The organism is Endozoicomonas sp. 2B-B, from assembly GCF_053470045.1.
Genome location: NZ_JBLZMU010000001.1, coordinates 4,609,909 through 4,634,973, shown reverse-complemented (window position 1 = coordinate 4,634,973; position 25,065 = coordinate 4,609,909). Strand labels below are relative to the sequence as shown.

17 protein-coding genes are annotated in these 25,065 nt (G+C 48.1%); 13 read left to right on the top strand and 4 right to left on the bottom strand.

Annotation, left to right across the window (positions count from 1 at the left end):
• Positions 1-264 precede the first annotated feature (264 nt).
• The 6 genes from ACOMHB_RS18140 to ACOMHB_RS18115 all read left to right on the top strand — a co-directional run bounded on the left by ACOMHB_RS18140 (position 265) and on the right by ACOMHB_RS18115 (position 9,456).
• Positions 265-1,200: a M23 family metallopeptidase gene (locus tag ACOMHB_RS18140; protein WP_422134512.1), complete on the top strand. Its 936-nt coding sequence runs from the start codon at positions 265-267 to the stop codon at positions 1,198-1,200.
• A 446-nt stretch (positions 1,201-1,646) separates the two neighbouring features.
• Positions 1,647-4,376, top strand: a complete 2,730-nt coding sequence (gene secA, locus ACOMHB_RS18135) for a preprotein translocase subunit SecA (RefSeq protein ID WP_448217675.1) — start codon at positions 1,647-1,649, stop codon at positions 4,374-4,376.
• Between the two features lie 136 nt (positions 4,377-4,512).
• A complete protein-coding gene (aroA, locus tag ACOMHB_RS18130) occupies positions 4,513-5,790 on the top strand; it encodes a 3-phosphoshikimate 1-carboxyvinyltransferase (RefSeq protein WP_448217674.1) in 1,278 nt (425 codons plus the stop codon).
• Positions 5,791-5,968: 178 nt separating this feature from the next.
• Positions 5,969-7,186, top strand: a complete 1,218-nt coding sequence (gene argJ / locus ACOMHB_RS18125; RefSeq protein ID WP_448217673.1) for a bifunctional glutamate N-acetyltransferase/amino-acid acetyltransferase ArgJ — start codon at positions 5,969-5,971, stop codon at positions 7,184-7,186.
• A 17-nt stretch (positions 7,187-7,203) separates the two neighbouring features.
• Positions 7,204-8,184, top strand: a complete 981-nt coding sequence (locus ACOMHB_RS18120) for a Nudix family hydrolase (protein WP_422138473.1) — start codon at positions 7,204-7,206, stop codon at positions 8,182-8,184.
• Positions 8,185-8,235: 51 nt separating this feature from the next.
• Positions 8,236-9,456: a hypothetical protein gene (locus tag ACOMHB_RS18115; RefSeq protein WP_448217672.1), complete on the top strand. Its 1,221-nt coding sequence runs from the start codon at positions 8,236-8,238 to the stop codon at positions 9,454-9,456.
• Here ACOMHB_RS18115 and yacG read toward each other — a convergent pair.
• Together yacG and ACOMHB_RS18105 are read right to left on the bottom strand one after the other, a co-directional pair.
• A complete protein-coding gene (gene yacG, locus ACOMHB_RS18110; protein ID WP_422134506.1) occupies positions 9,445-9,642 on the bottom strand; it encodes a DNA gyrase inhibitor YacG in 198 nt (65 codons plus the stop codon). The genes ACOMHB_RS18115 and yacG overlap by 12 nt on opposite strands.
• Before the next feature lie 52 nt (positions 9,643-9,694).
• Positions 9,695-10,615, bottom strand: a complete 921-nt coding sequence (locus ACOMHB_RS18105; protein WP_422134505.1) for an outer membrane protein assembly factor BamD — start codon at positions 10,613-10,615, stop codon at positions 9,695-9,697.
• Positions 10,616-10,961: 346 nt separating this feature from the next.
• Between ACOMHB_RS18105 and rluD the strand changes: the two genes are divergently transcribed.
• Entirely contained in the window at positions 10,962-11,918 is a 957-nt protein-coding gene (gene rluD / locus ACOMHB_RS18100) for a 23S rRNA pseudouridine(1911/1915/1917) synthase RluD (RefSeq protein ID WP_448217671.1), read from the top strand.
• 64 nt (positions 11,919-11,982) lie between these two features.
• Positions 11,983-12,723: a peptidoglycan editing factor PgeF gene (gene pgeF, locus ACOMHB_RS18095; protein ID WP_448217670.1), complete on the top strand. Its 741-nt coding sequence runs from the start codon at positions 11,983-11,985 to the stop codon at positions 12,721-12,723.
• 42 nt (positions 12,724-12,765) lie between these two features.
• Here pgeF and ACOMHB_RS18090 read toward each other — a convergent pair whose 3' ends face one another.
• Entirely contained in the window at positions 12,766-14,406 is a 1,641-nt protein-coding gene (locus ACOMHB_RS18090; protein ID WP_448217669.1) for an alkaline phosphatase D family protein, read from the bottom strand.
• Between the two features lie 177 nt (positions 14,407-14,583).
• Here ACOMHB_RS18090 and ACOMHB_RS18085 point away from each other — a divergent pair, with 177 nt between their 5' ends.
• Positions 14,584-16,389, top strand: coding sequence for an MOSC domain-containing protein (locus ACOMHB_RS18085; protein WP_448217668.1), 1,806 nt, complete (start codon positions 14,584-14,586; stop codon positions 16,387-16,389).
• A gap of 39 nt (positions 16,390-16,428) precedes the next feature.
• On the opposite strand, the gene ACOMHB_RS18080 is transcribed toward ACOMHB_RS18085, so the two are convergent.
• Positions 16,429-17,181 (bottom strand): hypothetical protein, encoded by a 753-nt coding sequence (locus tag ACOMHB_RS18080; RefSeq protein WP_448217667.1) that lies wholly within the window; start codon positions 17,179-17,181, stop codon positions 16,429-16,431.
• A 173-nt stretch (positions 17,182-17,354) separates the two neighbouring features.
• On the opposite strand from ACOMHB_RS18080, the gene clpB reads away from it, so the two are divergent.
• From clpB to ACOMHB_RS18060, 4 genes are all read left to right on the top strand, one after another.
• On the top strand, positions 17,355-19,925 hold the full coding sequence (clpB, locus tag ACOMHB_RS18075) for an ATP-dependent chaperone ClpB (protein ID WP_448217666.1): 2,571 nt from the start codon (positions 17,355-17,357) through the stop codon (positions 19,923-19,925).
• 243 nt (positions 19,926-20,168) lie between these two features.
• The gene (locus tag ACOMHB_RS18070; RefSeq protein ID WP_422138467.1) at positions 20,169-20,972 is read left to right on the top strand and encodes a Cof-type HAD-IIB family hydrolase; all 804 of its coding nucleotides are present in this window, start codon (positions 20,169-20,171) and stop codon (positions 20,970-20,972) included.
• Between the two features lie 284 nt (positions 20,973-21,256).
• Entirely contained in the window at positions 21,257-22,987 is a 1,731-nt protein-coding gene (locus tag ACOMHB_RS18065; protein ID WP_448217665.1) for a hypothetical protein, read from the top strand.
• A 535-nt stretch (positions 22,988-23,522) separates the two neighbouring features.
• Positions 23,523-25,052, top strand: coding sequence for a hypothetical protein (locus ACOMHB_RS18060; RefSeq protein WP_448217664.1), 1,530 nt, complete (start codon positions 23,523-23,525; stop codon positions 25,050-25,052).
• Positions 25,053-25,065 lie beyond the last annotated feature (13 nt).

Genomic DNA, 25,065 nt, shown 5'->3' with positions numbered 1-25,065 from the left:
AGATTTACCTGAATCTGAAAACCATCAAGAGTGAAGAAAACAAGAATGTGGGAGAACGACAGCAAAGTGACTTTTTTACCAGGGTCAAATATTGCTGACATGGTTGTGTCGATTCTCCATGACTGAATAGCGCTATCCTGTTTCAAGACAGGATGTGGATATGACGCTCTATCGCCTTTTGCATTGAAGCCCGGGTGATGAGCAGTGATTTCCATGATAATGAGTTAATAAGGTTGAATCATTGGGAGTACAGGGCTTCCTAGAATGAAAGTCATTGTTGTAAAGCAAGATCACTCTCGAACACAATCGTTCAGAGTCACAAGCAAGCGGCTGGCACTGGCTGCTTTTTCGGCGGTTTTTCTCTGCATGATGCTGGGTGGAGGTATTACCTATCTTTTCCTCAATTCGAAATCTGGCGTTGTCCTGACTGAAGAGGGCCTGCAAGAATGGCGGACAGTCCTGAGCGGACAGAGAAAAGAAGTTGAAAATGTTCGTCTTGCTGCAGAACGTCAAATTGATGCCCTGACCATTCGTCTGGCAGAGTTACAAGGGCGGATTACCCGACTGGATGCTGTTGGCGAGAGACTAACCATTGCTGCGAAACTGGATGATGGCGAGTTTTTCTTCGATGAAGTGCCGGCTATTGGTGGCCCGGAAGCGCTGCCTTCCAATGAATCTATCTATTCAATGCCCCCGCTTATTGATGCTATTGATCAACTTTCTGAGCAGATAGACAGCAGAGAGCAGCAGTTTGATATTCTGACCAGCCTGGTCTCTAACAGGACCATGAGTAATGATGTCTTTGTGGCAGGGCTTCCTGTCAAGAAAGGTTGGCTTTCTTCTCGTTTTGGTCAGAGAGCAGATCCTTTTACCGGAAAATTATCCTGGCATTCAGGTATTGATATGGCCGCTGTAAATGGTTCTGACATTATTGCTGTGGCTGCCGGTGTCGTGACCTGGTCAGGTGATCGCTCTGGCTATGGGCTTATGGTTGAGGTTAACCATGTTAATGGCTATGTGACACGATATGCGCACAATTATTCCAACGAAGTCAAGGTGGGCGACATCGTTACTCGAGGTCAGGTTATTGCTAAAGTAGGAAGCACAGGTCGTTCAACAGGGCCGCATGTTCACTTTGAAGTGATTCGCAATGGTAAGCATGTGGATCCACAGCGCTACATTTATCGGGCAAGCAAGTGATCTTTCCTGACAAGAACAAAGCGCTCCTCATATTGCTGGTATTTCCGATCCTTTTTCATGACTTGTTTTTCGATGAATCTCACTGCCCGATTATTCAGTGCTGATCCTGCGAGTTGTCAGCGAAAAAGTAGCGCTCTTCCCTTGAAAGACTTCTTTCCAGTCCCTATATCCTTTACTGATGAGTGTAAATGTCTGTAAGGTTTGGATTTTTCTGCCTTTAATCCAGATTGTTGCAAACGTCTGGCGTTGACGTCAGTCAATAAAAAACCATCTTAAGCTTTACGTTTATGGCTTATAAAACATTAAGGGCCAGATTTATAGCTAATATGGATGAGACTTTTGTGTGATTGTCATAGAATATTTGGCTGTTCTTAAGCTTGTCTGCCCACCCGGGATTGTCGGCAAGAGAGGCAGCCCCGGAATCAGAGTGAGACTGTAACCAATCTATGTTAGCTTCGTTAGTCAAAAAAATTATCGGCAGCCGGAATGATCGCCAGCTGAAACGCATGGGCAAGCTGGTCAAACAGATCAATGCTCTGGAAGATCAACTGTCTGGTCTCAATGATGAAGAGCTCAGGGGGCGGACTCAGTCCCTCAAGGATCGCTATCAGCAAGGCGAAAATCTTGATGACTTGCTGCCCGAGGCCTTTGCTGTCGTCAGAGAGGGCAGTAAACGCAGCATGGGCATGAGACATTTTGATGTCCAGCTGATCGGTGGCATTACTCTTCACGAAGGTCGCATCGCCGAGATGAGAACCGGTGAAGGTAAGACACTGATGGCGACACTGCCTGTTTACCTGAATGCCATCACAGGTAAGGGTGTTCATGTTGTTACCGTTAATGACTATCTTGCTCGTCGAGACGCCCAGTGGATGAGTGCTCTTTATGAGTTTCTTGGCCTGACAGTCGGAGTAGTTGTTCCCCAGCAGTCTCCTGAAGAGAAAAGGGCTGCTTATCAAGCTGACATTACCTACGGAACCAACAATGAGTTTGGCTTCGATTATCTTCGTGACAATATGGCGTTTCGCAAGGAAGATAAGTTTCAGCGTGAATTGCACTATGCTGTTGTCGACGAAGTGGACTCCATCCTGATTGATGAAGCCCGAACGCCACTCATTATTTCCGGTCCGGCGGAAGATTCCTCTGAACTCTACAAACAGATGAACAAACTGGCTCCTCAGCTGAAAAAACAGGAAGAAGAACTCGGAGAAGGTGAAGAGCCAACCGGTCATTACCTGCTGGATGAAAAGACCCGTCAGGTTGAGCTGACCGAGATCGGCCATTTGTTTATTGAAGAGCAATTGCAGAAGCTGGGACTCCTGCCTGAAGGAGAGAGTCTCTATTCTGCCCATAACCTGAATATGCTTCATCATGTGAATGCAGCGTTGAAAGCTCATGTCCTGTTCATGCGAAATGTTGAGTACATTGTGGCCGACGGCGAAGTGCTGCTGGTTGATGAGCACACGGGAAGAACCATGCCGGGCCGTCGTCTCTCTGAAGGTCTGCATCAGGCACTGGAGGCTAAGGAAGGACTGAATATTCAGGCTGAGAGTCAGACCCTTGCCTCGACAACCTTCCAGAACTACTTCCGACTCTACGAAAAGCTTTCTGGTATGACCGGTACAGCGGATACAGAAGCTTTCGAGCTTCGCCAGATTTATGGTCTGGACGTTATTGTTGTCCCGACCCATAAACCAATGGTACGTGAGGATGGTAACGATCTGGTTTATCTGACCATTGAAGAAAAGTACGAAGCGATCATTGCAGACATCAAGGAAACCGTTCAGCAGGGGCGTCCTGTTTTGGTGGGTACTGCATCTATTGACGCTTCCGAACTCCTGTCCAATGCCTTGAATAAGGCCAGGATCCCTCACAATGTTCTTAACGCCAAATTTCACGAGAAGGAGGCCGAGATCATTGCCCAGGCGGGGCGTCCGGGTGCTATTACCATTGCTACCAACATGGCGGGTCGTGGAACTGACATAACCTTGGGTGGTAGCTGGGAGGCCGAGCTATCAGCCGTTAAAAATCCAGATCAGCAGCAGGAAGACCAGATCAAGTCTGAATGGCAGAAGCGCCACAAGGCCGTTCTGGCAGCCGGTGGTCTGCATATTATCGGTACTGAGCGTCATGAATCCCGCCGTATCGATAATCAGCTGCGTGGCCGGTCCGGTCGTCAGGGGGACCCAGGTTCTTCCCGTTTTTACCTGTCTCTGGAAGATAACCTGATGCGTATCTTTGCCTCTGACCGGGTGAAGAACTTTATGAAAGCACTGGGTATGGAAAAAGGTGAAGCTATCGAGCACCGAATGGTGACCAATGCGATTGAAAAAGCCCAGCGCAAGGTTGAGGGTCGTAACTTCGATATTCGAAAGCAGTTGCTGGAATATGATGACGTCGCCAATGATCAGCGCAGAGTGGTCTACAAACAGCGTGATGAGCTTCTGAATTCTGAAAACGTGCAATCCAGCATTGATAGCATGAGATCTGAAGTGGTCAGCGATGTCATTTCCCAGCACATCCCACGCGAGAGTCTTGAAGAGCAATGGGATGTGAAAGGTCTCGAGCAGAAGCTTGGGGCTGAACTGGCTATCCATTTGCCGATCCAGAAGTGGCTGGATGAAGATGACAAGCTGGAAGAAGAAGGTCTGAGAGAGAAGATTCTGGCTGAGGTCATCTCCAACTACAAGCAGAAAGAAGAACTGGCGGGTGGCGAGTCCCTGAGGAACTTCGAGAAACATATCCTGTTGCGTGTACTGGATGACAAGTGGAAAGAACACCTTGCGACCATGGATCACCTGCGTCAGGGCATCCACTTAAGAGGTTATGCCCAGAAGAACCCCAAGCAGGAATACAAACGTGAAGCCTTTGAGTTGTTCCAGTCCATGCTGGAAGATATCAAAACGGACACCATTCGTATCCTTTCTCATGTTCAGGTTCAGCAGGATGACAAAACCGAGGAAATGGAGGAGCAGCGTCGTCAGGAACTGATTCGTCGTATGCAGTTTCAGCATGAGCAGGCGCATGTTATGGAAGATCATTCAGGGAAAGAAGGTGAACTGCCAGAAGGTGTAACCGAACCTTTCGTTCGAGAAAGTCGCAAAGTCGGCCGAAATGAACCCTGTCCCTGTGGCTCCGGCAAGAAGTATAAACAGTGTCACGGTAAAATAGTTTGATATTGACCCGTTATTTTAAAGAAAACAGGCCGCTTTGCGGCCTGTTTTCTTTTATGGACTGTTTTAAACCGGCTGATTTATCGAGGCATTGGGGTATAATTAATTTTTACTATCATTCGGCCAGTTAAGAAGTCCAATGGAGCAACTTGTTTTAAAGCCCATTTCCCGCGTGCAAGGGGAAGTCTCTATTCCTGGCTCAAAAAGCCTGTCCAACCGTATTTTACTGCTTGCTGCACTGGCAGAAGGTACAACCACCATCACCAATCTTCTGGATAGCGATGACGTTCGCTATATGCTGAAGGCTCTGAAAGCAATGGGTGTCCAGTATCGACTGTCAGATAACAATACAGTTTGCAAAGTCATCGGACTGGCTGGCCCGCTCGGTTCTGGTGAAAGCCTGACTCTGTTTTTGGGAAACGCCGGCACTGCCATGAGGCCATTGACGGCAGCCTTGTGCCTGGGGCAAGGAGAATACACCCTGACGGGTGAACCCCGAATGTATGAGCGACCTATCGGCGATCTGACTTCCTGTCTTGAGCAGGCCGGTGCAAACATCGAGTACCTGGGTGAGAAAAACTTTCCACCTCTGAAAGTCCTTGGTTCGGGCCTGAAGGGAGGAGAAGTCAGCATCAGGGGAGATATCTCCAGTCAGTTTCTGACAGCAATGCTCATGGCAGCACCATTAGCATCAGATAAAACGTTCATCACGATTGAAGGTGAACTGGTTTCCAAACCCTATATCGATATCACTCTCTCGGTTATGGAGCGCTTTGGTGTTAATGTCCAGAATAATGAATACCAGAACTTTGTCGTAGAAGGGGGGCAGGCTTACCGATCCCCGGGTGAAATTATGGTAGAAGGAGATGCTTCCTCGGCTTCTTACTTTCTGGCAGCTGCAGCAATCGGAGGTAAGCTGAAAGTTCATGGAACCGGTAATGCCAGTGTGCAGGGCGATGCCCGATTTGCTGAAGTACTGGAGCAAATGGGCGCTAAAGTCACCTGGAGTGACAACTGGATTGAAGTAGAAAAAGGTGAGCTTAAAGGTGTGGATATTGATCTGAACCATATCCCAGACGCAGCCATGACCATTGCTACTACTGCTCTGTTTGCCAGGGGCCAGACGGCTATTCGAAATATTTACAACTGGCGGGTCAAAGAGACTGACCGGCTTTCAGCGATGGCGACCGAGCTTCGTAAAGTGGGAGCTGAAGTTGAAGAAGGTGAAGATTACATTGTGATTAATCCCCCTGAGCAGATTCAGTCTGCAGTCATTGATACCTATGATGATCACAGAATGGCCATGTGTTTTTCCCTGGCGGCATTCGGTGGCAGTCCAATTACCATCAATGATCCTGGGTGCACCTCAAAGACCTTCCCGACTTATTTTGAGATATTTGAAAAAATCGTTGGATAATGAATAACAAAATGTAAATGGTTAGCTATAAGTGTATTTCGCATAGGTCAGTTGAATCAATGCTCTCTGGCCCGATTCTCTGTGTCCGTTATCAGGATTATTGAACCCGGGAGGTAGCCGGGTTGAAGGGATGGCGTGGGCAGCGAATTGGAATGAAAAAAGAGGAGATGGAGAAACCATGGCAGTAGGATCAGGAAGCTGGCCGGAAATGCATCCAGTAAAAGGCTTTCGTCTGGGGACAGCAGAGGCAGGTATCAGGAAGCAGGATCGTAAGGATCTTGTGATTATGAACTGGGATCAGGGTGCTTCTGTTGCCGGTGTTTTCACTCTAAACCGTTTTTGTGCTGCTCCTGTCCATCTGGCCAGGCGTCGCATTAACCGTTTGCCTGAGTATTTTGTTATTAATACTGGCAATGCTAATGCGGGTACCGGTGAACAGGGAATGGCGGATGCCACCGAGGTCTGTCGTGCATTGGCTGAATTTGCCAGGGTGCAGGAAGATCAGGTGCTGCCTTTTTCAACCGGTGTGATTGGCGAGCCTCTCCCCGTTGGCAAAATTGTTTCTGGCCTGCCCACTGCTTTCTCGGATTTGAGTGAAGATGGCTGGCACAGAGCCGGAGAAGGCATACTGACGACCGATACCCGCCCCAAAGGTGCCAGCCGACAGTTTGAAGTTGACGGTAAACGTTACACGGTAACGGGAATCAGCAAAGGGTCGGGCATGATCAAGCCGAATATCGCCACCATGCTGGCTTTTATGGCCACAGATGTTTCCGTAGATGAGACTGTTTTACAAAGCCTTCTGTCTGATGCTGTTAATTTGTCGTTCAATAGAATTTCAGTAGATGGTGATACTTCCACCAATGATTGCTGCATGCTGGTAGCCACGGGCAAGGCCGGAAATGAATCCATAATGCAGTCTCAGGGGCCTTTGTACCAAGCTCTGAAAGAGGCTGTTGAAGAGGTAGCTATGACACTCGCACAGGCTATTGTCAGAGATGGAGAAGGCGCTACCAAGTTTGTAACCATTCAGGTTGAACAGGCGAGCAGTGTCGTTGATGCCCTTGAAGTTGCTTATACCATTGCCCACTCTCCACTCGTCAAGACTGCATTATTTGCCAGTGATCCGAACTGGGGCAGGATTCTTGCTGCTGTGGGAAGAGCTGAGATCGAAGAGCTAAAGATTGATAAGGTTTCCATCTGGCTAGACGACGTTTGCATTGTGCAAGATGGGGGTGTTGCCTGCTCTTACACCGAAGCGGAAGGTGAGCGTGTAATGAATCAGGAAGAGATACTGATCCGTGTTCAGCTGGGGGCAGGTACTATCACGGAAACACTCTGGACTACTGATCTTTCCCATGAGTATGTTCGAATCAATGCTGAATATCGAACTTGAAAACAGGGCAGTAGGTGATGTCTTCAGAAAATCAGGCGAGTGTCAGGAAGGTGGTGCATGTTGCGGTGGCAGTTATTCGCGGGGATGATGGACGAATTCTTATAGCACGGCGACCGAATGATAAGCACATGGGTGGCTACTGGGAGTTTCCGGGTGGCAAGGTGGAAGAGGGAGAGTTCGTTACGGCAGCCTTGAATCGTGAACTTAAGGAAGAACTGGATGTTGAGGCAAATCAGTTCCGAAAGTTGATTTCGATTCGGCATGATTACCCGGACAGGTCTGTCTGTCTCGATACCTGGTGGGCGAACGATATCATTGGCCAGCCTCGTGGTAATGAGGGTCAGGAGATCCGATGGGTCGATCTGAAAGAGTTACCCGAGCTGAACTTTCCTCCGGCTAATGGTCCCATCGTTACGGCAGTCCTGTTACCAAATCGCTATATGATCACCGGTAAGTTTGATGTGGCTGCTGAGCTTCTGGAAAAAGTGAGTTACCAGCTTGAGCAGGGAGTAGAGCTGATACAGTTTCGGGCTCCATGGCTGGATAAAGGAACCTATCAGCATTTAGCCAGAGAGCTGCATCACCTTTGTCGGGAAACCGGGGCCAGCTTGCTTCTTAAAGGTGAGCCTGAACTACTGGCCAATAGCTGGTGTGACGGTATCCATCTTACCTCGAAACAGCTTCAGCAGGAGGGTGTTGATTGGCGAAGTGCTTCTCGTTCTGGTCAGTGGCTGGCAGCTTCCTGTCATAATCAGGAACAAATCGATCGGGCGGTATCACTGGGTGTCGATTTTGTAACACTCTCTCCGGTTATGTCGACACAGACGCATCCGGGCTGTGAAACCTTAGGAATGGAAAAAGCTGCAGAGCTGACAGAGCGTTGCCCATTGCCTGTGTTCTGGTTGGGGGGGATGCAGCTTGCTGATCAGGAGCAGTTCATAGACCGGGGAGCCCAGGGGTTGGCTGCCATCGGTGCTTTCTGGTCGCAAACTTATTGAGGCCGTATACTAGTCTTAATTTAAGATTAAAGACTTCTTGCAGGGAAGCAAATGTCTCACTCTAATATCGGACCTGGTGGCAACAAATCAACATCAGTTTTGCCCGCTGATTCAACATTCCAATCCCCGTCAACTGCTGGCAGTGACTCACTGGGTAGAACAGTAGGTTCACTGGGGAATCTGCCTGGTACCGAAGGGCTGGATGAAGAGGCCTCAATGCTGGGGCAGCGTCCTGTTCAGGATCGGGCGGTTGCTTATTTCGAAGAGACCGGGCAGGTTGGCAGAAATATTCTTCCATCCATTAATGACAGGCCCTTTGGTGAATATTGGGAGGAGCTCCCCGGACAGATTCACCGGGGAGTTGTTGCTCACCGGTTCATGCGGATCAAAACAGATTCGAGAGGGGCCGGGAGAGAATCAGATTCTACTAAAGCTGAAAAAAAGGAAGAGTTTTGGCATGTCAAAACACTCGGGTATGAATCGGGTGCTGAAAAGTTTAAACGGTTGCTGCAAAAAGTGATCCACCTGATCACTGGAAAATCTTACAAAGCCCGTTTTTATGATGATCGAAAAGTGTTGGCCCAGAGGGAGTGCCTTGCTGCCGCAGCCTACAAACAAGTCATGGGTTACGGGCAAGAGTACATTCATCGCTACAGTCTGGACGAAAAAAATCAGGATCATTGTGTAGCTTCTAAAGACCTGAAAGGCTTCTACCCTGGCAATACCTTCTTTCAACAAACATTATTCCCTTCTATTTGTCAGTTTACTGATGATCATAACCCGGTTACCAATCTTGTCATGAGGCGATTTCTTCTGGGCGATCAGGACTATCTGAAACTTGATAATTACCTCTTCAAGCATGCCGAAGATGACGAGCTGCTGACTGGTAAGTTAGTCAGTATTGATTTCGGTATGTCCTTTTATAATCGATTTTCCCTCCCCAGGAACTGTTCCATTGATGAATTTAGCCAGAGTCTTTTGCGTCCTTCAAAATTGCACAGGTTTCAATATCGAGGTAAGAAGACACTATTGACAATGGTTGAGCAGATGCCGCCAGAGCAAGTGGGACGATCGATAAAGTTAGCTTTGGAGAGAATTACCAGACTGTCGGATCAGCAGTTGAGCGAGCTGGCTGAACATATGCACCAGCCAGAGCTTCGTGAGGTAATGTATCAAGTCCTCAAGTTCAAACGTGCTCAGGCAGAAGCCCTGTTGAACCTGAGATCCTGGCCTGTGAAACCAGGAGCTGGTGGGGGCTTATCAGTGCTTTAAATGGTCATCAATGTCGCTGGTCATCAGATCATCGAAAGCAGGGTTTCCGGGTATCGAACGCTCTTCATTCGCCCAGGCTCCAAGATCAATCAGCTTGCATCGTTGGGAGCAGAAGGGTCGAAACCCGTTTTCTTTCTTCCATTCTACTTTTTTGCCGCATTTCGGGCACTTCACAGTTGTTGGCATTGAATTACTAAACCAGAAGGTGGAGTGGCCTCCTGCTGGAAGCCACAGGGAATTACTGTTTGTTCCCGGGAGGTTGGGGAGCAACCGGGGTCTGCGCTTTCTGCTTTTCAATACCTGAATCACCCAGCAGGCCAAAGGTCACGGTATAAAGCAGCGAGGGATCGACATCACCGAAGGACTGGTAGCCGATGAATTCACCCTGTTCATTGAGTAGATTCGAATTCGGGAAATTCAGCTTTAAGACCTCAAGGGTTTCATTCGCGGGCTCTATCAGGCCCAGTCGCTGATAACCTTCCACCATGATACCCAGTGCGGGTTCTACCGCCGGGGTCTTCTGCATATTTTCAACAACATACTTGCCACGGTTCACAGCCGCTACATAGGCTTTGCGTTTCAGGTAGTAATTGGCTGCATGAATCTCATAATCAGCCAGACGATTTCTCAGGGCTACCATCCGCTGACGGGCATCTGGTGCGTATTTGCTGTCCGGGTAGCGCGTCAGCAATTCACGAAACTCATTGAAGGATTGGCGAGCCTGACCAGGATCACGCTTTGTGTTGTCTAATGGCAGGTAGCGCTCGATGAGACCCATGGAGGCCGTGTTAGAAGCCAGACCTTTCATATAATAGGCATAGTCTGCATTGGGGTGCTGCGGGTGCAGGCGAAGGAAACGATCCGCTGCTGCTCTGGCGGCTTCAGGCTCTACATTCATGAAATAGGCATAAACCAGGTCCAGCTGAGCCTGTTCTGCAAAAGAGCCGAAGGGGTAGCGTGACTCCAGTGTCCGCAGATACTCTACAGCCTTTGTATAACTCTGGTTATTCAGGGACTGGTTGGCCATCTGGTAGAGTTCGGCCTCAGTCAGGGATTCCGGAAGCGTCTTTTTTTCGGGGCTTGATGAGCATCCTGCCAGAACCACCGCAGCAAGGATCAGAAATATCAGGCGCGAATATGTGGTTTTCAGTATTGTCATGGTATTTACAGTTTCCGTACTCCGGCATGATTGTGAGGAAATAGGGCGTACAGGCCTCCCCTGAACTTATAACAGGGAGGCAGGCCGATAAAGTTTTGAGCATAGCTCAGCCAGACCTGATGATGTGATAAACTACCCGCCTTTGATCAACTAATTTAAACACAGTCCGCTGTAAAACGAAAAGAAACTGGTTCTATTAATAATCATTCAACTGCTTTCGGGAGGTTGGAAATTTTTATTAACCTGTTCCGGTGCAGCATCTGGCCTTCGGCGGCTGAGATTTTTTGTCCGGGAGCAGGGTCGGGAATAATGCCCGCTCAGGCTCCTGTTACTTGAGAAGTAGTTAATGAGTGAGCGGATCAATCAGCAGGTCGTCGTACCTGATGAACTGGGGAGCAAGAGACTGGACCAGATTGCAGCCAGCTGCTTTCCGGACTTTTCCAGGGCACGCCTTCAGGAGTGGATCAAGAATGGCGATCTGCGAGTGGATGGCCAGAAGAAAAAGCCTAAAGACAAGCTGGTCGGTGGCGAGAAGCTGACTCTCAGCGTTGAAGTCGATGATGAAGAACGTTGGGAACCTGAAGATATTCCATTGAATATCATTTACGAAGATGATGTCATCCTGGTCATTAATAAACCGGTGGGACTGGTTGTTCATCCTGCGGCAGGAAATTACTCAGGTACCTTGTTGAATGGCTTGTTATATCATTATCCGGAGATAGCCTCTGTACCCAGGGCCGGAATCGTGCACCGTCTGGATAAAGATACTTCAGGACTGATGGTGGTAGCCAAAACTCTGGCCGCTCATACCGATCTGGTGGCTCAGCTTCAGGACCGAAGTGTAAGTCGAGAGTATGAGGCCGTGACTCAAGGTGTTATGACGGCGGGCGGGACGGTTAATGAACCCATTGCCCGTCACCCGACCCATCGTCTTCGTATGGCGGTGATGCCCGGTGGCAAAGCCTCTGTAACTCATTACCGGGTTCTGAAGAAGTTTAATGCTCATACCCATGTCCGCTGTAAACTGGAAACGGGCAGAACTCACCAGATCAGAGTGCATATGAGCTATATTCGCTTCCCGCTGGTAGGGGATGATCTGTATGCTGGCCGTCTGAGAATTCCCAAGGGGTGTTCTGCCATCCTGGAAGAGACTCTGAGGAGCTTCAAACATCAGGCGCTTCACGCCAGAAAGCTGGGTCTTATGCACCCGGTGTCCGATGACTACATGGAGTGGGAAGCGCCCTTACCGGATGACTTTTCAGCGCTTCTGGAAGTATTAAAAGAAGATGTTAAAGAGTCCTGAGCAGGATTTGCTGTTTTATGAGTGAACTCATGCTCCCAGGGCGTTGCAATAGAGAGAACTGAACATGTCTGAAGATCGTTACCTGCTCCCGGACTGGTCTGCGCCAGAAGGTGTCAGGGCTTTTGTCACCCTCAGAACCGGCGGGTACAGTCAGGGAGCTTTCAGCAGCTTAAATCTGGGGCTGCGGTCTGGTGATGATCCTGATGTGGTAGCAAAAAACAGAGCATTGCTCGACGACCATTATCAATGGCGGTACAGGCCGCAGTGGCTCAAACAGGTTCATGGTACTGATGTAATAACGGCCCAGCCGGATAACTCAGAAAGAGAAGGTGATGCGGTTTGGACAGATAAGCAGGGGTTACCCTGTGCCGTCTTAACTGCAGATTGTCTTCCGGTTATTTTTTGCAACTCGTCCGGCACCCGTGTTGCCGTTTCTCACGCCGGTTGGAAAGGGCTTCAGGCTGGTGTACTGGAAGCCACAGTTAAAGCTATGGGCGATGAGCCTGGCCAGGTGATGGCCTGGTTGGGTCCAGCTATCAGTCAGTCTCATTTTGAAGTGGGACCTGAAGTTCGCGACGCTTTCCTGAATTCTGATCCGCAAATGGAAACGGCTTTTATTCCCGGTCAGGGTGATCGCTGGTATGGGGATCTCTATGAACTGGCAAGGCTTCGGTTACATAAATTGGGTGTAACAGAAGTCAGTGGCGGCAATTTCTGTACTTATAAGGAAAATGACCGTTGGTTCTCTTACCGAAGGGATGGCGTCCAGTCCGGACGTTTAGCCACAGTGGTCTGGATTGAATAGGCAGGAAGAGCTCTCAATGAGAGTTCTTCCTGTCATTGACTGCTAGCTGTAATAGCGCTGCCTCAGTCCTTCAAATAAATTGGCCAGATCAGGTGCTGGAGCAGGTGACTCTGCGGGAGCGCTTTCTGACCAGGATCTGTGGATATGATTGGCATCATCATTCTGCTTATAAACTCTCTTCAGGTAGTGGTTGTAGTTTCTGCTGGCAACAGTGTCTACATGATACCAGTGGGCTTTCGTTCGACTATGAGTGATATCCAGCAGCACATAGCCTTTCTCGCTCTGGTTGGTCCATTTAAGGTTTGGCAGAGCACCGTCAAGGGCCGCTGACGCTATTTTGGCAAGACCCGTCTTTTCAGAAAATCCGGATGTAACTGCGGGGGTTCCAAATTCTCCACCCAGTGCGCCAAAACCTGAAATCCGTCCGTAGTGAGGGAAGCGCGGTTCAGGTGCCAGATCAAATGCCCACGAGCTGTGAGTATCGCCGGTCAGTACCATCAAGTTATTGATGCCCTGATTTTGAATATGATCAAACAGACGCTGTCGGGATGCCTGATAACCATCCCATTGATCCATAAGGATAGGAAGGTCCGGATTGAGAGTGAGCTGTGACATCATGACCTGCTGTCCCAGTGCCCGCCAGCGAACCCCTTCATTCATGGATTGACTTAAGCCATTATGCAACCATTGTTCCTGATCTGCTCCCAACAGGCTTCTTGATGGATCTTTAGCGGCTTTGGCATTCAATGGCAGAGCCTGCCGGTCTCTGCCAGTCAGTCGGGTATCCAGCATAAAGAGATCCATCAGGTCACCAAAGCGGAACCTTCGATAAATGGTTCTTTGTCCAAACTGGTCAACAATGCCACTCTCTCTGATAGGCATCCATTCAAAGTAAGCCTGAACTGAATCATTGCGGCGTGATTCCCAGGCTCCTTCACCCAGGTTATGGTTTTGAGCTCCACCTTGCCATGAGTCATTGGCGGATTCATGATCGTCCCAGACGCAGATGAAAGGATGCTGACGGTGAACTTCCTGCAAATCCGGATCGGATCGATACTGGGCGTAGCGTTGTCGGTAGTCCTGAAGTACTGTTATTTCTTTCGCAGGAATCGGGTTCCGGCCAAGGCCGTTGTTTGTCCCATAACCACCAGGACCGTACTCATAGATGTAGTCTCCAAGGTGCAGTACGGCATCCAAATCAGGTCTCCGGGCTATTTCCCGGTAGACGTTAAAGTAGCCCGCCGGGTAGTTGGAGCAGGAGCAGAATGCCAGTCGCAGACTGTTCAGGTGGCCTTCTGGCAAGGTTCGTGTTCTGGCCACCGGCGAAGGTTTTCCATTGGAAAAGAATCGGTAGTAGTAAACAGTGCCAGACACCAGACCGTCTGCATCAACCTTAACGGTGTAGTCAACATGTGGTCCGGTAACGCCTTCGCCGGACCGGACTATCTGGTTCATCTGTGGGTCAAGGGCCATTTCCCAGGAATAGGGAACGATAGCCTGTTGAAAGTCCGGGTCTGCATCGGGTGTGATCCGGGTCCAGAGGATCACTCTATCAGCCAGAGGATCGCCACTGGCTACTCCGTGCTGAAAAGGTTGGTGGCTGCTCGCAAACGTCTTGAGCAACGGCAATGTAGCAATCCCCAGGGCGGCTCCCTGAAAGAAACGTCTTCTTGTTATAGCCATATTCAATCCATGACAGGTGTTTTTTAAAATTGTCATGGCAGGATAAAAGCGCAATGTGTCAGTATGAAGAAGGTTTTTTGACAAAGTCTGAGAAAGAGCAAAAATCAAAATGGGTTATTAATCAAAAATCAAAGCCGTCGATCTGATCTGTTGTCGAATATCTGTTTCGAGTGATTCATGGCTTACGAGGTTTTGAAGCAGGGCTGGCTAAAAAAAATGAAACTTACTGCGATCTGCATTGGTAAAACAAAGCGTCATAACATACGTGGCCATGATGTCACAACGGCTTACCTTAAGTCTGAAGTGCGGGGTCCGGTAAAGATTCATGCCAGTGGTATTGAGGGCAATGAGGTGGCTGTTCATAATGACCACATCTATGCCGTTTCAACAACCACTTATGATTACTGGAAAGATCGTCTGGGTGGCAACGATGAAGACTGGCCAAAGGGTCGTTTTGCCGAAAATCTTATCATAGACGGACTGGACGAGGTCGCTCTGGCAGTGGGTGATGTCTTGCGCATTGGCGATGAAGTGGTGCTATCCGTGTCAGGACCTCGTATTCCATGCTTCAAAGTGTGCTGGCGGTTGGGGCAACCAGACAGCTTTATTCCGGAGTTTGCCATCTCAGGCCACAGTGGCATTTACCTGAATGTAGTCAAAACAGGCACTATCACTCCCGGCGATCACGTTAAGGTCGAAGCCAAATCAGAGCCTCGCACTCTGGTGCTGAACATCTCCAAAGCGCTCTTTGCCGACGCTGCCAGTTTGGATCAGATGCAGGCGATGTCCGAACTTGAAGGTCTGAGCCCGATGTCTGCTTTTTTCTTAACCTCAAAAATCGCTGCGGAGCGGGAGCGCTGTCAGCTATCAAAAGGTCGGTGGTCAGGTTCCCGGGCATTGAGGGTTAAAGAGATCCGTCAGGAGACACCAGACACAAAATCTGTCTGGCTTGAAGCTCCGGATGGAACAGCGCCATTGGCAGGAGCGCTGGCAGGTCAGTTTCTGGCCGTGAAGATTCCGCAGGCAGAAGAAGAAATTACCCGACTCTGGAGCCTTAGTGACTATCAGGATGGCCCTGACCACTACCGCATAACGATTAAACGCTCGCCCAGCGGACCCGGAAGTGCCTATATGCACGAGACTCTGGTGGTCGGAGACGGCTTGCGCGTGTCTTCTCCCCTGGGCCAGTTTACCCTTGCTCGTGGCAATCCAAAACCCGTCGTTTTGTTTGCGGGCGGGATTGGCTTGACCCCGCTTCTGGCCATGCTGAAAGCACACACCTCTGTCAAAAACTACCCACCTGTATTATTCTTTCACGCCGTTCAGGATGGCCTTCATCAGGCGCACCGGGACGAGCTTGATCAGCTTGGGACGCTTCCCAATGTGACCGTTATTCATATTTTTTCACGGCCCAACGAAAACGACATTTCGTCTGGCCGTTTCGATTATCAGGGCTATATTACGAAGGACATAATTGCCAGGAAGCTCGATGGGCTATACATCATGGATGGAGATAAACGGATCGATATGCCACCCTGTGAATTGCTGTATTTTCTCTGTGGTCCACAAGCTTTTCAAACTCATGTTCGAGAATCTCTGCTGGCACTGGAAGCCAACGCTCATCAGATCTACACCGAAAGCTTTGGAACAGAGCCGGGAGCACCGCCTCCAGCCATAGTGGAAACTGCTGAGGTCACTTTCTTACCCGATGGGGTTGTTGCAAAGTGGGATGCAGGTTCCAATCTTTCGATGCTGGAACTGGCTGAAGTTTACGGGCTGACACCGCCAAACGCCTGTCGTATGGGTGTATGCCATACTTGCACCTCCCGGCTGGTAGCGGGACGTACTTACTACGACCGCGAGATTGCCATTGCACCTCCTGAAGGTGACTTCCTGCTTTGCTGTTCAAGACCCGGTTCTGAAAAAGTCACAATCATGCTGCCCTCAAACACAGACAATGGTTTTGATCCTGTTGAAGACTGATGGCGACCCGTCTTGACGTCCAGCTATACCGGTTTGGATTCAGCGATAGAGCTCTTGATAGTTTTTAAGTATTCCTGATCGATAGTCAACCGAGTATACCCTGAACTTATCTGAAGAAGTGCTGTAGGCGGCCTCAGGACAATAGGAAAAGCCTGCCAGTGCGCCATCCTGGTCAAATATTGCAACAGTGTTATTGAAGTACCAGTGCCGCAAACTTGCAGGCAGGTGATTGTTCAGGGAGAGTACGTAGGATTGTCTGGTGACGTTAGGTTTTAACCAATGCTTTTGCCATTGCCAGTGAACATCATTCCAGTCTCCGGTCATTGCAAGACACTTCCAGAGAGGCGTCCACCAGATTGGGGTTGCCTGTTTGGAAACTTTGGCAATGCTTTTATTTTCCGGGTGCTCTTCTAAAATGATCGTTACTATCTGTTTCTCATCAATGTTTTTTTTTGGGCTTCTACCTGATTGCCAGTCATGTTGATTGAAACCTTCCCAATAACTGAGTTCCTGCGGGCTTCTGTAGATGGTGTAATTGCCAAATCCACCGTGTTTTGCGCAAGGAACTGTAGTGGTGACCTCTTTCTCTCCTGTCACAACGCCAAGACAAAAGCCGGTCGAAGACAAGCCATCGTAAATGATAACGAGACTATCTTCCGGGTTGGGGGAGGTCGCCATTGCCTGAAAAGAAAGGGCAAATAGAAATGAAAATGTCAGAAAAAACCTTGCATACAACGGATTAGATGGGACTGGCTGACGTTCTTTATTGTTTGGGTTCCATAACTTTTTCATAATATTGAAGATTATCCCGGATTAAATCAAAACCTCTCAATCTAGCAGACATCAAGAGATTAGCTAGTTCACGAGGGGCAGGAAAGCCAGCTCTTGAAAAGATCGATTCTGCCGCAATATAGGATTACAGAAGCAGCCCTATCGGCAAGTAATAAAACGCGGGAGAACTCACTATGCGAGCAGACAGACTGACCAGTAAGCTGCAGTCCGCATTGTCAGATGCTCAGTCACTGGCTGTGGGTAAGGATCACAATCAGATAGAACCTGTCCACCTGTTAATGGCGCTGCTTAATCAGCGGGGTGGTTCTATCAAGCCTCTTTTGAGTCAAGTGGGCTTTAATATGCAACAGCTGGCTGATGAGCTCGAGAAGCTGCTTGATCAGGTTTCAGTCATTAATAATCCAACCGGCGATATTCAACCGTCACAGGAAACCATTCGCTTGCTTAATCTGGCCGATAAACAGGCTCAGAAAAGGGGGGATCAGTTTATTTCCAGTGAAACTGTCCTTCTGGTGATGATGGACGGGAGTTCGTCAGTTTCCCGTGTCCTGAAAGGGCAGGGGGTGAGTCAGCAGGCTCTGGAAAATGCCATCAACAATCTCAGGGGAGGCGAATCCGTCAATGATCCCAATGCTGAAGATAATCGCAATGCTCTGGCCACCTACACCATTGATCTAACTGAGCGTGCTGAAGCAGGCAAGCTGGACCCTGTCATTGGCCGGGACGATGAGATAAGACGCATTGTTCAGGTGCTGCAACGCCGTACCAAAAATAATCCGGTGATTATTGGCGAGCCCGGTATTGGTAAAACTGCCATTGTGGAAGGGCTGGCTCAAAGAATTATCAATGGTGAAGTGCCTGACGGTATCAAGGGTAAAAGGCTTTTGTCGCTTGATATGGGGTCGTTGATTGCCGGGGCCAAATTCAGGGGTGAATTCGAGGAGCGCCTGAAGTCGGTACTCAATGAGCTGTCCAAACAGGAAGGGCAGATCATCCTGTTTATTGATGAGCTCCACACTATGGTAGGTGCCGGTAAGGCAGAAGGTGCCATGGACGCCGGTAATATGCTTAAACCCGCTCTGGCCCGGGGTGAACTCCATTGTGTTGGAGCAACGACACTGGATGAATACCGGCAATATATCGAAAAAGACGCAGCGCTGGAGCGTCGATTCCAGAAAGTACTGGTGGATGAGCCTACAGAAGAAGACACTATTGCTATCTTGCGTGGTCTGAAAGAGCGTTATGAGGCCCACCACGGTGTTGACATTACCGACCCGGCCATTGTCGCTGCCGTAAAACTCTCCCAGCGCTACATCACTGACAGGCAACTGCCCGATAAGGCCATCGATCTGATTGATGAGTCAGCCAGTCGTATACGGATGGAGATGGATTCCAAGCCAGAAGAAATGGATCGCCTGGAGCGTCGTCTGATTCAACTGAAAATCGAACGGGAAGCACTTAAAAAAGAAGACGACAACGCATCCAAAGAGAGGCTGGTACTCTTGGATACAGAAGTGGGCCGCCTTGAGAGAGAGTACTCAGACCTTGAAGACATTTGGAAGGCCGAGAAAGTCGTCCTTCAGGGGTCTCAGAAGTTACGGGAGGAGCGTGAGCAATTACTCATTGCCCTGGAAGCTGCACAGCGTTCTGGTGATCTCGCCAAAATGTCAGAAATTCAGTATGGCCAGCTTCCCGAGCTGGAAAAGAAGCTGGCTGAAGCGGATGCTGCCAAGTCAGGTGGAGAAACCAAGCTGCTTCGCAACCGGGTCACGGATGAAGAAATTGCTGAAGTGGTCTCTCGCTGGACTGGAATACCTGTTTCCAAAATGCTGGAAGGTGAGCGTGAAAAGCTCTTGAAGATGGAAGACGCACTTCATGGTCGTGTAATTGGTCAAGACGAAGCAGTAGTTGCTGTTTCTAACGCTGTACGCCGCTCAAGAGCAGGCCTGGCCGATCCCAACCGACCTAATGGCTCCTTCATGTTTCTTGGGCCAACCGGTGTGGGTAAGACAGAACTTTGCAAAGCGCTGGCAGCATTTCTGTTTGATACCGAAGACGCTATTGTTCGCATCGATATGTCCGAGTTTATGGAAAAACACTCTGTTGCCCGCCTGCTGGGAGCGCCTCCCGGCTACGTGGGGTATGAAGAAGGGGGTTATCTGACAGAGGCTGTTCGCCGTAAACCCTATTCGGTGGTGTTGATGGATGAAGTAGAAAAGGCTCACCCGGACGTTTTCAATATTCTCTTGCAGGTATTGGAGGATGGTCGTTTAACTGATGGCCAGGGAAGAACGGTAGACTTTAAAAATACTGTGATTGTCATGACTTCCAACCTCGGCTCTGATGTTATTCAGACCATGCAGGGTGAAGATTTTGAAGCATTGAAATCAACGCTTATAGATGTAGTGGGAGCTCACTTCAGGCCTGAATTTGTCAACCGTGTCGATGAGCTGGTGGTCTTTCATCCCCTGACAGAGAGGCAGATAGAAGGCATTGCGGCTATTCAGTTGAGCCGACTGAACAAACGTCTTGCGGAAAATAGTCTGTCCCTGGAAGTTTCTGATGAAGCAATGAAAAAACTGGCTGAAGTGGGCTTTGATCCTGTGTACGGAGCCCGTCCGTTGAAACGGGCCATACAGCGCAGTATCGAGAATCCTCTGGCAGAATCCATACTGTCAGGTCAGTACTCTCCCGGTGATGTCATCAAGGCAATACTTACAGAGGGTGAGATTACGTTTGAGTAATGCTCTTCAGTCGAGGCCGCTATCCAGCGGCTTCCTTTTTTTGTTATTCCTTCAGGGTTAACCCCTCTGCGTGTAGCAGTCTGGGGATAGTTAGCTCATTAACTTTCGTAGATGCGCCTATTGCCATAAAGTGAGACAAGTGTGCATAATTACAGGGGCTAAGCCACCTGTTTTGTCTGTTCATCACTGTGTCATGAAATAGCATCAGGATACAGATAAAACGTACTCTCTTATGAGGTATACATGTATCCCGTTGTTGTCTCAGACCTTGATGGTACCCTTCTTAATGACCAGCACCAGCTGGCACCTCGCACCAAAGAAGTTATTCGTCGTTTAAGCAATCAGGGAATCCGTTTTGTTTTTGCCACGGGCAGACATTACCTGGATGTTGAAGAGATAAGAGCACAGCTGGACATCGATATGTTCACCATTACTTCTAATGGCGCACGAGCACACAACCCCAAGGGAGAGACGATTGTCAGTCATGATCTTAATCCCAGGTTTATTCAGCCCTTAATTGCGCTTGGCCGTCAATACAGTGATACCGTTTTTTTGAGTGTGTACAGCGAAGATAAGTGGTATGTCGAGCAGCATCATGAAAGCTTGTTGGAGTTTCATAAAGACACAGGCTTCAGCTACACTGTGCAGGATCTGGATACGATTCCTGTCGACAAGATTATCAAAGTGTTCTTTGTAGCCAAAAAGCATGATGAGTTGCTTGATCTTGAGCGGGATATTCATGAGACCTTTGGTGACTCCGTGAATATGGCTTTCTCTCTGGATACCTGCCTTGAAATCATGGCGCCAGCGGTGAGCAAAGGTGCAGCTCTGGAAGAAGTCATGAAACTCAAAGGTCTGGAGCCCAAAGACGCAGTAGCTTTTGGTGACGGCATGAACGACGTTGAGATGTTACAGGTGGTAGGCAAAGGACTGGTTATGGGGAATGCGACAGAGCGTTTGAAAGCGAAACTGCCTGATCATCAGGTGATTGGCCAATGCAATGATGATGCTGTGGCTCAATACCTCGAAAATCATTACCTGAATTGAGTTGCGAACAAGCTCACCGGTGTCCCGGTGAGCATTAATCAATGCCTTTACGAAATTCTTTCGAAACAGCCAAAAAACACTGAAAATCAGTATCAAAAGTCATGTTTTGGCTAGCTCTGACTGGAATCTCAAGTTCCACTTGTGATATTGCGGTAAATGCTCAAATTGTGTTCATTTCTAATGCGAGCAAATTTCTCGAACGATTTAAATATCCCGGAGTCAGGTAAATTTGAGTTTCTTGTCTAGAATAATTTCTTCATTTCTATTTCAAGCTCAGGTATCTCATGACTTTTGTTTTTATTGTGCCTATCCTGCTTTTGTCGTGTAGTAGTCAGGCTTCAGTTCCTCTCGCTTCATCTTTCGTTTCCGGCGACAGTGTCGAAGCAATTCTTGCTTCTTTCTTACCTGATCCCATTCGTCTACCAAAATCTAACGTTGCTCCGCTGTTGCTGTTACAAAAGGGTAAAAAAGGCTCGATAATCAGTTTGCCTGTCTCTGAAAGGGATCGGCTGCAGCCGAATAAAGGTACGACGTTTACTGGCTATCCATTCGAATTAAACCGTTATGGCAACGAAAACAAGGAACAGTCTAAAACCGACGGTAAATCTTCGCCACCGCAGCAAGAGCAACAAAGCAAAAAGCAAAGCGATAAAGGGCTGGGCTCTTCTGGCTCCTCAGGCTCTGGTGCTGCATCAGCATCAGCTTCCGGTAACGATGAGAGTCGTGCCAGGCATCTTGAAAAACTGAAAGAAATCCTCAAAGCCGCTGAAAAGTCATTGAAAACAATGGATCAGAAAAAAAATATTGATGAGTTTCATGCAGAATTGAAAAGATTGTATGCGGAATCCCCCGATATTTTGAAGGAGAAGGGCTCCCTGGAGAGTGGTGAACACCGTTGGAAAGCGATTTTGAGGCTGCTTAAGCTTCATTTTCCCAACAAGATGGAAAAAGGTGAAATGTCACACGTTTTACTTGAATATCCTGGTCTAGCGAGCCTGCCAGAAGAAGTGATCAGATTTTTTGCCAGACAGAAGCTGACAGAACCTGCATTAGCTGAAAGTTTGCCCAAACAGTTGTTAGTTGACAGCATTGTGGATGCTGCCAGCCCGTCAATCCTGAGGTATATTCAAGCTCATCTGGGCTACCCCTATTGTCTTCAGCAGTTGATTGGGCTATTTATAACCCAGCTGTCTTTAGTGGCAACGGGTGAATCTAAAGAGTTTATTTTTCAGGATCATACAGGGGGGCAAGTTAGTGTTTTTTCTATCCGGAAAAATGCTAAAGGACGTTATCGTGTTTTTGTCGTTGATGGTTTAAGTGTTGTTAAGCGTTGCTACGAAGATCAGGTCTATTCATCTCTGCCACATTTTGTCATTTTCGCTTTGGCACTGGCTTTAAAATATCATGGCTTTACTGATTCCCGATTTTACTTCCTGTCTCAACGTCAGGCTGGTGACTTTGGCTCTGAATCATTCATGCTGCACGACCTGGAAACATTGTTGCAATCCCCTATGGTGACTGGTAACGGTTATTATGCGGATAAAGAACCTATTCCTAATGACAAAGTAGCCATGTTTTCGTTGCAAATAACATTTGACGAGAGTGCTGAGCAACTCGGTCGATTGCGAGTCAATGGGGAGATTAAGTATTTTACGGACACAGCAGATAAACCTGAACTTAATGCACATGACCTAAGCACCCTTATTATTATGTCGTTGCAAACCTGGGTTACAATGGGGCTGGAACCAGATTTGTTTAAATTTTATCAGTTGCGTCAGTTTCCTCAGAGGTTTGCACATCTGACCCAAGGGCAGCAGCGACTAAAGCGATTGCTTGAGAAATTCCCTGAAGAACGGCAAAAAGAGGTGGAACAGGTCGTTGATGAAACACGGGGCTTGTTGTCCGGCGATGATGGAGTCTGCAATAACAATGCTAATCTGGCTGCTACCCTGCTGTGGATGAAAATGAATATTGAGTTGCTGGAAATGAACAACCGTCCCGGGCAGGAAGAATAAACAAGATATCCGTAAGTTCACCATCATCGGTTATGATCAATTTCATAGCATGAAATTAACTCAACCTTCGTGATTTGTTCAAGTAGTTGCCATAAGCAGCTCTCACAAAAAATCCGGTACCGCTTCACCTGCCACTCAGGTGTCCAAAGTCGTCTTTTAGCTAACTCTGAGACTGGACATCTCAGATTCTGCTTGTGATAGTGGGATAAATACTCAAATTGTACTCATTTTTAACCTGAGTGAATTTTTCGAACGATTTAAATATCATGGAGTCAGCAAAATCTGAGTTTCTTTTCTAGAATGATCTTTTTATCTTTACTTGAAGCTCCAGTATTTTATGACTATCGTCTTTATTCTGCCTGTCCTGCTTTTGTCGTGTAGTAGTCAGGCTTCAGTTCCTCTCACTTCATCATTCGTTTCCGGCTACAGTATCGATGCAATTCTTTCTTCTTTCTTACCTCCCATTCGTCTACCAAAATCTAACGTTGCCCCGCTGTTGCTGTTACATAAGAGGAAAAAAGGTTCGATAATCAGTTTGCCTGTCTCAGAAAGGGGGTGGCTGCAGCCGAATAAAGGTACGACGTTTACTGGCTATCCATTCCAATTAAACCGTTATGGCAACGAAAACAAGGAACAGTCTAAAACCGATGGTAAATCTTCGCCACCGCAGCAAAAGCAACAAAGCAAAAAGCAAAGCGATAAAGGGCAGTGCTCTTCTGGCTCCTCAGGCTCCGGTGCTGCATCAGCATCAGCATCAGCTTCCGGTAACGATGAGAGTCGTGCCAGGCATCTTGAAAAACTGAAAGAAATCCTCAAAGCCGCTGAAAAGTCATTGAAAACAATGGATCAGAAAAAAAATATTGATGGCTTTATTGCAGAATTGAAAAGATTGTATTCGGCATTCCCTGATCTTCTCGAGGAAAAGGGCTCACTGGTGAACAGAGAATACAGCTGGAAAGCGATTCTGAGGTTGCTTAAGCATCATTTTTCCGACAAGCTGGAAGAAGGTGAAATGTCGCACGTTTTACTCGAATATCCCGGTATTGAGGGCCAGCCAGAAGAATTAATCAGATTACTTGCCAGAGAAGTGCTCCCGGAAACTGTATTACCTCAGGGGGTGCCCAAAGAGACGTTAGTTCACTTCATTGTGAATTCTGTCAATCCGATAACTCTATGGTATATGCAAACTCATCTGGGCCATCCTCAGTGTCTTCAACAGCTGCTTAGGTTATTTATAACCCAGCTACCGCTAATGGCAAAAGGTGAATCTAAAAAGTTTATTTTTCAGGACCATACGAGTCACATTAACGTTTTTTTTATCCGGAAAAATGCTAAAGGGCGTTATCGTGTTTTTGTCGTTGATAGTTTAAGTGTTTTTAAGCGCTACGACGAAGGTCAAATTTATTCGCCCCTGGCACATTTTGTCACTTCAGCTTTGGCACTGGCGTTAAAATATCATGGCTTTACTGATTCCCGGTTTTACTTCCTGCCTGAACGTCAAGGTCCTAACCTTGGCAGTGAGTCATTCATGTTGCACGACCTGAAAACGTTGTTGGAATTCCCAATGTTGGCTGGTAACGGTTATTATTCGGACAAAGAACCTCTTACTAATGACAATATGTTCAGGTTTTTTTTGAACATAACGTATGATCCGGAAGGTGAGCAACTCGGTCGATTGCGAATCAATGGGGAGATTAAGTCATTTACGGACACTGCAGATAAACCTGCATCTGCTACACATGACCTGAACACCCTTATTCTTATGTCGCTCCATACCTGGACTACAACGGGTCTGGAACCGGATTTGTTTAAATTTTATCAGTTGCTTCAGTTTCCCCAGAGGTTTGCACATCTGACCCAAGGGCAGGAGCGACTGAAGCGATTGCTTGAAAAATTCCCTGAAGAACGACAAAAAGAGGTTGACCAGGTAGTTGATGAAACACGGGGCTTGTTGTCCGGCAATGGGGGAGTCTGCAATAGCAACATTAACCTGGCTGCTACTCTGCTGTGGATGAAAATGAATATTGAGTTGCTGGAAATCAACCAGCCCGGGCAGGAAGAGTAAACGGAATATCCGG

Bases quoted from the DNA above. Each gene is read 5' to 3' on its own strand.
- ACOMHB_RS18140 (WP_422134512.1), top strand. From the start codon at position 265: ATGAAAGTCATTGTTGTAAAGCAAGATCACTCTCGAACACAATCGTTC.
- secA (WP_448217675.1), top strand. From the start codon at position 1,647: ATGTTAGCTTCGTTAGTCAAAAAAATTATCGGCAGCCGGAATGATCGC.
- aroA (WP_448217674.1), top strand. From the start codon at position 4,513: ATGGAGCAACTTGTTTTAAAGCCCATTTCCCGCGTGCAAGGGGAAGTC.
- argJ (WP_448217673.1), top strand. From the start codon at position 5,969: ATGGCAGTAGGATCAGGAAGCTGGCCGGAAATGCATCCAGTAAAAGGC.
- ACOMHB_RS18120 (WP_422138473.1), top strand. From the start codon at position 7,204: ATGTCTTCAGAAAATCAGGCGAGTGTCAGGAAGGTGGTGCATGTTGCG.
- ACOMHB_RS18115 (WP_448217672.1), top strand. From the start codon at position 8,236: ATGTCTCACTCTAATATCGGACCTGGTGGCAACAAATCAACATCAGTT.
- yacG (WP_422134506.1), bottom strand. From the start codon at position 9,642: ATGCCAACAACTGTGAAGTGCCCGAAATGCGGCAAAAAAGTAGAATGG.
- ACOMHB_RS18105 (WP_422134505.1), bottom strand. From the start codon at position 10,615: ATGACAATACTGAAAACCACATATTCGCGCCTGATATTTCTGATCCTT.
- rluD (WP_448217671.1), top strand. From the start codon at position 10,962: ATGAGTGAGCGGATCAATCAGCAGGTCGTCGTACCTGATGAACTGGGG.
- pgeF (WP_448217670.1), top strand. From the start codon at position 11,983: ATGTCTGAAGATCGTTACCTGCTCCCGGACTGGTCTGCGCCAGAAGGT.
- ACOMHB_RS18090 (WP_448217669.1), bottom strand. From the start codon at position 14,406: ATGGCTATAACAAGAAGACGTTTCTTTCAGGGAGCCGCCCTGGGGATT.
- ACOMHB_RS18085 (WP_448217668.1), top strand. From the start codon at position 14,584: ATGGCTTACGAGGTTTTGAAGCAGGGCTGGCTAAAAAAAATGAAACTT.
- ACOMHB_RS18080 (WP_448217667.1), bottom strand. From the start codon at position 17,181: ATGAAAAAGTTATGGAACCCAAACAATAAAGAACGTCAGCCAGTCCCA.
- clpB (WP_448217666.1), top strand. From the start codon at position 17,355: ATGCGAGCAGACAGACTGACCAGTAAGCTGCAGTCCGCATTGTCAGAT.
- ACOMHB_RS18070 (WP_422138467.1), top strand. From the start codon at position 20,169: ATGTATCCCGTTGTTGTCTCAGACCTTGATGGTACCCTTCTTAATGAC.
- ACOMHB_RS18065 (WP_448217665.1), top strand. From the start codon at position 21,257: ATGACTTTTGTTTTTATTGTGCCTATCCTGCTTTTGTCGTGTAGTAGT.